Source organism: Nocardia vulneris (assembly GCF_001613425.1).
Classification (GTDB): Bacteria; Actinomycetota; Actinomycetes; order Mycobacteriales; family Mycobacteriaceae; genus Nocardia; species Nocardia vulneris.
Map to the genome: position 1 here is coordinate 301,670 of NZ_BDCI01000036.1, position 9,183 is coordinate 310,852.

Consider the following 9,183-nt stretch of genomic DNA (forward strand, 5'->3'; position numbering starts at 1 on the left):
ATTCGCGCGTCCCCGGTCCAGACGGTCGGTCTAGGTAGAGTGCAGGCATGCGGATAGGGGCGTTGGCGGGCTGCGCGGCAGTGCTGTCTCTGGTGCTGACGGCGTGTGGTTCCGGCGGCGACTCGGACGACAGCAGCACCCCGTTGCGTCCGCCGCCGAAGGTGGCCACGCTCGGTCCGTTCGTCGGCGAATGCGGCAGTGTCACCGACGACGAGGTGCGCGATATCGCGGGACTCGGCCAGATCTCGCAGGCGATGAAGAATTCGGTCGGCTGCAATTGGCAGTCCGCGGGGAGCGGTTCGACGAGCGTCACGTTCGCCTCCTACCGCGGCAGCCCGATCGCCCGGGAGAAAGCCTGGGTGTCGACCCAGGGCCGCAATCCCCAGACGATCGACGTCGGCGGCCGCCCCGGTTGGCAGGCCCTCGAGCCGAGCGGCGCGGTCTGCGATCTCGCCGTGCAACTCGACGACGACTTCTTCGAATGGTCCATGTCGTTCGGGGTCTTCGCGCCCACCGGCAATCCGTGCGATCGGATGCACAAACTCGCCGAGCTGACCGTGCAGCGGCTGAAGTGACGGGGAGGACGGCAATGCAGCGTCGTGACGTGACGCGGGGAATACTCACCGCCGCCACCGTGTTGACCATCGCGGCCACCGCCACCGGCTGCGGGCAGACGATCAGCGGGGAGGCTTTCCCGGCCGGTTCAGGTACCGGCGACCCCGTGAACACCAAGTTCGACAAGCTGCTTCGCGAATGCGAGGTGGTGCGGCTGGATCAGATCGCCGACGCCGTCGGCGCCAAGGAAGCGTTCCCGCAGCCCTCCTTCTACGGGGCGGTCTGCATGTGGGACGTGCAGGGCGCACCGGGCGGCAATGCCATGGTCACGCTGAACTGGTACGAGATCGGTTCGCTGAACAACGAGAAGACGACCAACGACAAACTCGGCTACACCACTACCAACGCCACCATCGACGGCCGGCGCGCGCTGGAGATCCGGCGGCCCAACGATCCGGACTCCTGCGGCGTCAGCGCGGGCGCGGCGGATCAGGGTGTGATCGGCTTCTGGATCAACTACCGCCCGGGATCCGCCCACCCGGATCCGTGCGCGGGCGCGAAGAAACTCGTAGAGTTGACCCTGAACTTGGCCAGGTGACGGGGTCTCCAGACACCCCGCTTTGACCCTGTGTCGCGGCCACGAGTATCGTGGATCGCTGTGCCCGGAAGCATGCGGGCAAGTTCGTGCGTGACCGTAGGCCAGCGAAAGCGGCTGACACCTCCAGCGTGCCCGTAATTCGGGCCCTGCGCCGCGCGCGACACGCCCGACCTCGGGACGCGAGAAACGTGGTTGGACGTGCGGGTGAAAGCTCGATTAACAGACATGAAGTTCCAGACACCGCGTTAACTAATAAGGAAAGCCGGTCTATGCCAACGATCAACCAGCTGGTCCGCAAGGGTCGCCGCGACAAGGTCGCGAAGACGAAGACCGCGGCCCTCAAGGGGAGCCCGCAGCGTCGTGGCGTGTGCACCCGCGTGTACACCACGACCCCGAAGAAGCCGAACTCCGCGCTGCGTAAGGTCGCGCGTGTTCGCCTGACCAGCGCGGTCGAGGTCACGGCCTACATCCCCGGCGAGGGTCACAACCTGCAGGAGCACTCGATGGTGCTCGTGCGCGGCGGTCGTGTGAAGGACCTCCCCGGTGTGCGCTACAAGATCATCCGCGGCTCCCTCGACACCCAGGGTGTGAAGAACCGCAAGCAGGCCCGCAGCCGTTACGGCGCCAAGAAGGAGAAGAGCTGATATGCCACGCAAGGGCCCCGCACCCAAGCGTCCGCTGATCAACGACCCGGTTTACGGTTCGCCGCTGGTCACTCAGCTGGTCAACAAGATCCTGCTGGACGGCAAGAAGTCCACCGCCGAGCGCATCGTCTACGGCGCGCTGGAGCAGGCACGCGACAAGACCGGCACCGATCCGGTCGTCACCCTCAAGCGCGCGCTCGACAACGTCAAGCCGTCGCTCGAGGTGAAGCCGCGCCGCGTCGGTGGCGCCACCTACCAGGTGCCGGTCGAGGTTCGTCCCGGCCGCGCCAACACCCTTGCGCTGCGCTGGCTCGTGAACTTCTCGCGGGCGCGTCGCGAGAAGACCATGGTCGAGCGTCTCGCCAACGAGCTGCTCGATGCCAGCAATGGTCTCGGTGCCTCCGTGAAGCGTCGCGAAGACACCCACAAGATGGCCGAGTCGAACCGGGCCTTCGCGCACTACCGCTGGTGACGTCTGCCCGGCCCGTTGTTATTGGGTCGGGAGGCACAGCCGGCCGCGGCACTCACCTGCCGCTGCCGGCGTTGACATAGTGACGACCACAGGGTCGTCCCCGAAAATCCCAACTAGCTACGAGCGGGGAAGATTTCCGTGGCACAGGACGTGCTCACCGACCTGAACAAGGTCCGCAACATCGGCATCATGGCCCACATTGATGCGGGCAAGACGACCACAACTGAACGCATCCTCTTCTACACCGGTATCACCTACAAGATCGGTGAGGTCCACGACGGCGCAGCCACGATGGACTGGATGGAGCAGGAGCAGGAGCGTGGTATCACCATCACCTCCGCGGCTACCACGTGCTTCTGGAACGACAACCAGATCAACATCATCGACACCCCCGGGCACGTCGACTTCACCGTCGAGGTGGAGCGGTCGCTGCGCGTGCTCGACGGCGCCGTTGCGGTGTTCGACGGCAAGGAAGGCGTCGAGCCGCAGTCCGAGCAGGTGTGGCGTCAGGCCGACAAGTACGACGTGCCGCGAATCTGCTTCGTCAACAAGATGGACAAGCTCGGTGCGGACTTCTACTTCACCGTGCAGACCATCAAGGACCGCCTCGGTGCCAAGCCGCTGGTCATCCAGCTGCCGATCGGCGCGGAGGACACCTTCGAGGGCATCGTCGACCTGGTCGAGATGAACGCCAAGGTCTGGAAGGGCGAGACCAAGCTCGGCGAGAAGTACGAGGTCGAGGAGATCCCGGCCGATCTCAAGGAGAAGGCCGAGCAGTACCGTCAGGAACTGCTGGAGACCGTCGCCGAGTCCGACGAGGCGCTGCTCGAGAAGTTCTTCGGCGGCGAGGAGCTCACGATCGAGGAGATCAAGGGCGCCATCCGCAAGATGACGGTCAACTCCGAGCTGTACCCGATCCTGTGCGGCTCCGCGTTCAAGAACAAGGGCGTGCAGCCCATGCTCGACGCGGTGATCGACTACCTGCCGACTCCGCTGGACGACGGCGGCACCGACGGTCATGTGCCGAACAAGGAAGACGAGGTCATCCACCGCGACGCGAACACCTCGGAGCCGTTCGCGGCGCTGGCGTTCAAGATCGCCGTGCACCCCTTCTTCGGCAAGCTGACCTACGTCCGCGTGTACTCCGGCAAGGTCGACTCCGGTGCCCAGGTCATCAACTCGACCAAGGGCAAGAAGGAGCGCCTGGGCAAGCTGTTCCAGATGCACTCCAACAAGGAGAACCCGGTCGGCGAGGCCATGGCCGGCCACATCTACGCGGTCATCGGCCTGAAGGACACCACCACCGGTGACACCCTCTGCGATCCGCAGAACCAGATCGTGCTCGAGTCCATGACCTTCCCGGACCCGGTCATCGAGGTCTCCATCGAGCCGAAGACCAAGTCCGACCAGGAGAAGCTGGGCACCGCGATCCAGCGTCTCTCGGAAGAGGACCCGACCTTCTCGGTCAAGCTCGACCAGGAGACCGGCCAGACCGTCATCGGCGGTATGGGCGAGCTCCACCTCGACATCCTCGTCGACCGCATGCGTCGCGAGTTCAAGGTCGAGGCGAACGTCGGCAAGCCGCAGGTGGCCTACCGCGAGACGATCACCAAGAAGGTCGAGAAGCTCGAGTTCACCCACAAGAAGCAGACGGGTGGCTCCGGCCAGTTCGCGAAGGTCATCATCGCCCTCGAGCCGTTCGTCGGCGAGGACGGCGCGACCTACGAGTTCGAGAACAAGGTCTCGGGTGGTCGCGTTCCGCGCGAGTACATCCCTTCGGTGGACGCCGGTGCGCAGGACGCCATGCAGTACGGTGTGCTCGCGGGCTACCCGCTGGTGAACCTGAAGGTCATCCTGCTCGACGGCGCTTACCACGACGTCGACTCTTCGGAAATGGCGTTCAAGATCGCCGGCTCGCAGGCCCTGAAGGAAGCGGCTCGTAAAGCCGGTCCGGTGATTCTCGAACCGCTGATGGCGGTCGAGGTCATCACGCCCGAGGACTACATGGGCGAAGTGATCGGCGACCTGAACTCCCGCCGTGGCCAGATCCAGGCCATGGAGGAACGCAGTGGTGCCCGTGTCGTCAAGGCGCTGGTTCCGCTCTCGGAGATGTTCGGTTACATCGGTGACCTGCGGTCGAAGACCCAGGGCCGGGCGAACTACTCCATGGTGTTCAACTCGTACGCGGAGGTTCCGGCCAACGTGTCGAAGGAGATCATCGCCAAGGCGACCGGCGAGTAGTACCCAGTCGGGGGCAGGTGCAAGACTTGCCCCCGATGCCGGGAGTCAGCACGACCCCAAGTAATAACCGCACTGCTGCAACTGCACGCACCAACAAGTCCAGGAGGACACCACAGTGGCGAAGGCGAAGTTCGAGCGGACGAAGCCGCACGTCAACATCGGCACCATCGGTCACGTCGACCACGGCAAGACCACGCTGACCGCAGCGATCACGAAGGTGCTGGCTGACAAGTACCCGGATCTGAACGAGAGCTTTGCCTTCGATCAGATCGACAAGGCGCCGGAGGAGAAGGCTCGTGGTATCACGATCAACATCTCCCACGTCGAATACCAGACGGAGAAGCGCCACTACGCGCACGTCGACGCGCCGGGTCACGCCGACTACATCAAGAACATGATCACCGGTGCGGCGCAGATGGACGGTGCCATCCTCGTGGTCGCCGCCACCGACGGCCCGATGCCCCAGACGCGTGAGCACGTGCTGCTCGCCCGTCAGGTCGGCGTGCCCTACATCCTGGTCGCGCTGAACAAGTCGGACATGGTCGACGACGAGGAAATCCTCGAGCTCGTCGAGATGGAGGTCCGCGAACTGCTGGCCGCCCAGGAATTCGACGAGGATGCGCCGGTCGTGCGCGTCTCCGGTCTGAAGGCGCTCGAGGGCGACCCGAAGTGGACCGAGTCGGTTCTGGAACTGATGAACGCCGTCGACGAGTCGATCCCGGACCCGGTCCGTGAGACCGAGAAGCCGTTCCTCATGCCCGTCGAGGACGTGTTCACCATCACCGGTCGTGGCACCGTCGTCACCGGTCGTGTCGAGCGCGGCATCATCAACGTGAACGAGGAAGTCGAGATCGTCGGCATCCGCGAGAAGAGCACCAAGACCACCGTCACCGGTATCGAGATGTTCCGCAAGCTGCTCGATCAGGGCCAGGCGGGCGACAACGTCGGTCTGCTCGTTCGTGGTATCAAGCGCGAAGATGTCGAGCGTGGCCAGGTCGTCGTGAAGCCGGGCACCACCACCCCGCACACCGAGTTCGAGGGCCAGGCGTACATCCTGTCGAAGGACGAGGGCGGCCGCCACACCCCGTTCTTCAACAACTACCGTCCGCAGTTCTACTTCCGTACGACTGACGTGACGGGCGTTGTGACCCTGCCCGAGGGCACCGAGATGGTCATGCCCGGTGACAACACCGAGATGTCCGTCAAGCTGATCCAGCCGGTCGCTATGGACGAGGGTCTGCGCTTCGCGATCCGCGAGGGTGGCCGCACCGTCGGCGCCGGTCGCGTCACGAAGATCATCAAGTGATTCCCTGAATCACTGACCCGAACGGCGTCGCTCCTCCGGAGCGGCGCCGTTCGGCGTTTCCGGGGGTGGAGCGCTTCCGTGCCTTGAAAACCAGCGGAACACGGTCCTACCTCGTAGGTATGCTCTATCCGTGTCCAGGATTACGTTCGACACGAACCAGTGTGGCGGGCGGCCCTGTATTCGCGGTATGCGGATCAGGGTGAAGGATGTGCTCGAAATGCTTGCCGCAGGAGAGAGCGAGGAAACAATCCTCGCTGACTATCCGTACCTGGAACTAGAGGACATTCGCGCCTGCCTGGCGTTCGCGGCTGCGGAGATCGATCATCCGATCCTGCGGTCAGCCTGTTGAGTTTCCTCATCGACGCATAACCGCCCCCTGCATTGGCCCGCGCTATCACGAACGAAGGGCACGATGCCGTACATGTCTGCGACATCGACAAGTTGTCCGCCTCGGACCATGCGGTGTGGGGTGAGGCGCTGCGCCGTGCGGCCGTCATCGTCACCAAAGACGAAGACTTCATCGTGATCGGTCAGTCCAAACCCGATACTCCGGCCCCCGCGGTGGTGTGGCTCAGGATCGGAACTGTTCGAGAAAAGTACTGCTGGATGCGCGCCTCGGCATCCTCCCCCGCGGTTGTAGAGATGCTCGAAGCCGGCGAAGAGATCATCGAGGTGCGCTGACCCGAGCGGCGTCGCTCCTCCGGAGGTGCGCCGTTCGGCGTTTTCGGATGGGTCGGCATGCGTTCGTGAACATCCGAGGTAGTGTTGATGTTATGAGTGCGGCGTATGACGTGGTCCCATTCAGCGAACTGCTACACAAGCCTGCCGTGACGGCTGGGCTGCTGGATCAGGTCCGCGCTGTGCGTCTGCGCCGGCGGGATGCGGGCGACCTCGCACTGATGCGGGTAGAGCAGCTCGATGCCGAGGGCGCCGTCGTCGATTTCACCGCGCGTCTGCTGGCCGGATTGATCCGCCGGGTCGGTGCGGAGGCAGTGCGTGACGTGCTGCCGGACGCCGTTCCCTGGGTGACGTTCCTGCCCGATGCGGACATGGACCAGTTTTTACGGGAACTCGTTGCGGTAGCGCAGGGCGCCGCAGCTCTGGAAAACCTCGCCCCCATCGCGTCTTTGCTGACGCAGTGGCGGCACACCGCGGAGATCTATGCTGATCCCGCGCTGCTCGAACTGGTCGTCAAGGAGCCGGAAGGGGACTTCGGTCCGGCCCCGGTCCCCGACGAGTCCGAGCCCGACCTGTGAGCCCAAAACGCGGTGACCGCGCCGCGCCCCCGGCAATCGGCGGTGAATTCGAAATCCGTTTGGCGACAAGCGAATCCTGCACGGGGTGGGAACAGCTGGCTGCCCAGGCGCCAGGCAATCTGCGCCGAGCCTACGACGTGATCAGAGCCGATCCGCGAGCGAAAGCCAACCCGGATCGACAGCATCGGCTCAAAGGCGCGCTCGGCTCTGCGACCTGGAAAGGTGTGCCGTTGGAGCGATGGCAATACGAGGTCACGGGCAGCGGCCGAATTTGGTACCTCGTAGATGACGACCAACGCACCGTGTGGATCGTCTATGCGGGCACCGGACACCCGAAAGCCACCGACTGACTTCTCGGACCGTATGCCCAGTCGCGTTGTCGACTAGCGCCGTTGGCGCTCGATCAGGTCGCTTATCGAGCCGTGACACTTGATCGGTTCCGGAGCGGGGCGTTTGGGTGTTCGCGCAGGTCGGATGCGCGCTTCAGGGCGCGGCTGGTCCGAGTTGGCGTTGGGGTGAACCGGGACTATGTGGGCAATCGGGTGCTCGTCGTCGGTGACGGTGAGCGTTTGCCCAGCGCTGACTTTCGCGAGATAGCGGTGTAAATCATTCTGAAGTGTGCGTATGTCGACGTTGATGGTCGTCTCCCCGGGTCGGTTAGGGGGCGGGGGTGAGGTGGGTCAGGTGGAGGAGGAGGTAGGCGGGGTTGGTGCAGGCGGTGGCGGTGAAGGGGAGAGGGTGGGGGACGGGGGCGTTGGGTGGGGCGACGAGTAGGTGGGTGGTGGGGGATCGGTCGCATTCGAAGTTGCCCGCTTGGGTGTAGCGGAGGGTGGAGGCGGCGGCCGAGCCGGGGGCGAGGGTGAGTGGTTGAGGGAGAGTGCTTTCGGTGTCTGGTTCGGCTGGGGGACCGACAGGGGTCGGGGGTGTGCCTGCGGCCAGTGAGACCGTGGGATAGCCGGTGAGGGAGCAGGGGACGGTGCCGGTGTTGGTGAAGCGCAGGGGGAGGTAGACGTGGCCTGCGGCGCCGTCCGGTGTGCCCGCGGTGACAGTGAGATCTTTTGCGGCGCAGGACGATATGCCTTCGGGGGCGGTCGTGAGCGGCGGGGCGGGGCTGCTGGCCGGCGGTGGGGGCAGCGTCGTGGACGAGGCGGGCGGCGTGGTGGCAGCGCCGGTTCGGTCCGGCGTATCGGCTCCGCACGCGGTCAGGGGCAGAGCCACAGCGAGGAGGGCCAATGCGGTGCCACGCATGCCGCCACCCTAACCCCGCTGGGCCGGGGCCAGCGGGGGAATGGGCAGGGTGGTTCGGTCAGCGGACCGTGGCGTGGTTCAGCAGCCGAAGGCTTGGCCGACCGAGCTTTCGCGTTGAGCTGCGGGGACTTCCCGCAGGCAGCCCAGCGCGACGATGCCGTCGTCGCTCATCTGCACGCCGCTGCGGTCGGCCGGGTTGACGCAGGTGAGGCCGCTCGTCGCGATGCGGCAGGTGTAGTTGTCGAAGGTGAGGGTGCTGTCGTAGGGCAGCGTCTGGCCGTTACCGTTGATGAAAAGCCCAGGGTCGCCACGGAATTGGCCGACTGTCAGTTTCGTGCCGGTGTAGTTGACGTAGCCGCCGTCCCAGTTGCCGAAACCTTCGCCGGGCTTCGGTATCGGGCTCTTCAGTTTGACGACACAGTTGAGTCCGTCGATCCCGTAGGCGGTCCCGGTGATGCAACTGATCTTGCCGGACGGACTGGTGAAGGCGATATCGCCGTTCAGTGCGGTGGCGGGCCTGCCCTCGGTGGTGACGGAGTGATACTGACCGACGTCGGCGGCGCTGCCCGCCCGCACCCAGGCGATGCGCTCCTTCAACTGCCCTTCGCGACTGGGCGCTGTCGAGGAAGGCGCGGCAGTCGTCGTCTTCGCCGGCGGATGGTCATCGGCCGCCTGAGGACGCCCGGTGGTGGACTGGGAGCAGGCGCTGAGCGCCAAGACAAGGGCAACCAGTGCCGCAATACGCATGCCCGCCACCCTAATGCGGCCTCGCACATCCGTGACTCGCAAGCGCTCCCAGCGGCCTCGCACATACGTGATTCGCGAGCGGTCTGGGCGGCTTCGCGCGTTCGTGATTCGCGAGC

General features: G+C 65.0%; 11 protein-coding genes. 9 read left to right on the forward strand and 2 right to left on the reverse strand.

Annotated elements, in window-relative coordinates:
- Positions 1-47 precede the first annotated feature (47 nt).
- The 9 genes from NVU01S_RS33360 to NVU01S_RS33400 all read left to right on the forward strand — a co-directional run bounded on the left by NVU01S_RS33360 (position 48) and on the right by NVU01S_RS33400 (position 7,072).
- Entirely contained in the window at positions 48-575 is a 528-nt protein-coding gene (locus NVU01S_RS33360) for a DUF3558 domain-containing protein (RefSeq protein ID WP_043674433.1), read from the forward strand.
- A 29-nt stretch (positions 576-604) separates the two neighbouring features.
- Entirely contained in the window at positions 605-1,153 is a 549-nt protein-coding gene (locus tag NVU01S_RS33365; protein ID WP_043674625.1) for a DUF3558 domain-containing protein, read from the forward strand.
- Positions 1,154-1,422: 269 nt separating this feature from the next.
- The gene (rpsL, locus tag NVU01S_RS33370; RefSeq protein WP_014353064.1) at positions 1,423-1,797 is read left to right on the forward strand and encodes a 30S ribosomal protein S12; all 375 of its coding nucleotides are present in this window, start codon (positions 1,423-1,425) and stop codon (positions 1,795-1,797) included.
- 1 nt (position 1,798) lies between these two features.
- Complete coding sequence (rpsG, locus tag NVU01S_RS33375; RefSeq protein WP_014988439.1) at positions 1,799-2,269, forward strand: 30S ribosomal protein S7; 471 nt, start codon at positions 1,799-1,801, stop codon at positions 2,267-2,269.
- A gap of 138 nt (positions 2,270-2,407) precedes the next feature.
- Entirely contained in the window at positions 2,408-4,510 is a 2,103-nt protein-coding gene (fusA, locus tag NVU01S_RS33380; protein ID WP_014988438.1) for an elongation factor G, read from the forward strand.
- A gap of 115 nt (positions 4,511-4,625) precedes the next feature.
- Positions 4,626-5,816 carry an elongation factor Tu gene (tuf, locus tag NVU01S_RS33385; protein WP_029901625.1) on the forward strand — a complete coding sequence of 397 codons (1,191 nt, stop codon included), beginning with the start codon at positions 4,626-4,628 and terminating at the stop codon, positions 5,814-5,816.
- A gap of 130 nt (positions 5,817-5,946) precedes the next feature.
- Positions 5,947-6,165, forward strand: a complete 219-nt coding sequence (locus NVU01S_RS33390) for a DUF433 domain-containing protein (protein ID WP_043674430.1) — start codon at positions 5,947-5,949, stop codon at positions 6,163-6,165.
- Positions 6,166-6,197: 32 nt separating this feature from the next.
- Positions 6,198-6,497: a DUF5615 family PIN-like protein gene (locus NVU01S_RS33395; RefSeq protein ID WP_052280849.1), complete on the forward strand. Its 300-nt coding sequence runs from the start codon at positions 6,198-6,200 to the stop codon at positions 6,495-6,497.
- Positions 6,498-6,589: 92 nt separating this feature from the next.
- A complete protein-coding gene (locus NVU01S_RS33400; RefSeq protein ID WP_043674429.1) occupies positions 6,590-7,072 on the forward strand; it encodes a hypothetical protein in 483 nt (160 codons plus the stop codon).
- A 657-nt stretch (positions 7,073-7,729) separates the two neighbouring features.
- Here NVU01S_RS33400 and NVU01S_RS42765 read toward each other — a convergent pair.
- Positions 7,730-8,320 (reverse strand): DUF4232 domain-containing protein, encoded by a 591-nt coding sequence (locus NVU01S_RS42765; RefSeq protein ID WP_082032158.1) that lies wholly within the window; start codon positions 8,318-8,320, stop codon positions 7,730-7,732.
- Between the two features lie 78 nt (positions 8,321-8,398).
- Positions 8,399-9,183 (reverse strand): hypothetical protein (locus NVU01S_RS33410; RefSeq protein ID WP_218023640.1); only part of this gene is annotated, 785 nt, incomplete at its 5' end.

Excerpts from the sequence above, each read along its gene's own strand:
- NVU01S_RS33360 (WP_043674433.1), top strand. The coding sequence starts at position 48 with ATGCGGATAGGGGCGTTGGCGGGCTGCGCGGCAGTGCTGTCTCTGGTG.
- rpsG (WP_014988439.1), top strand. The coding sequence starts at position 1,799 with ATGCCACGCAAGGGCCCCGCACCCAAGCGTCCGCTGATCAACGACCCG.
- NVU01S_RS33400 (WP_043674429.1), top strand. The coding sequence starts at position 6,590 with ATGAGTGCGGCGTATGACGTGGTCCCATTCAGCGAACTGCTACACAAG.
- NVU01S_RS42765 (WP_082032158.1), bottom strand. The coding sequence starts at position 8,320 with ATGCGTGGCACCGCATTGGCCCTCCTCGCTGTGGCTCTGCCCCTGACC.
- rpsL (WP_014353064.1), top strand. The coding sequence starts at position 1,423 with ATGCCAACGATCAACCAGCTGGTCCGCAAGGGTCGCCGCGACAAGGTC.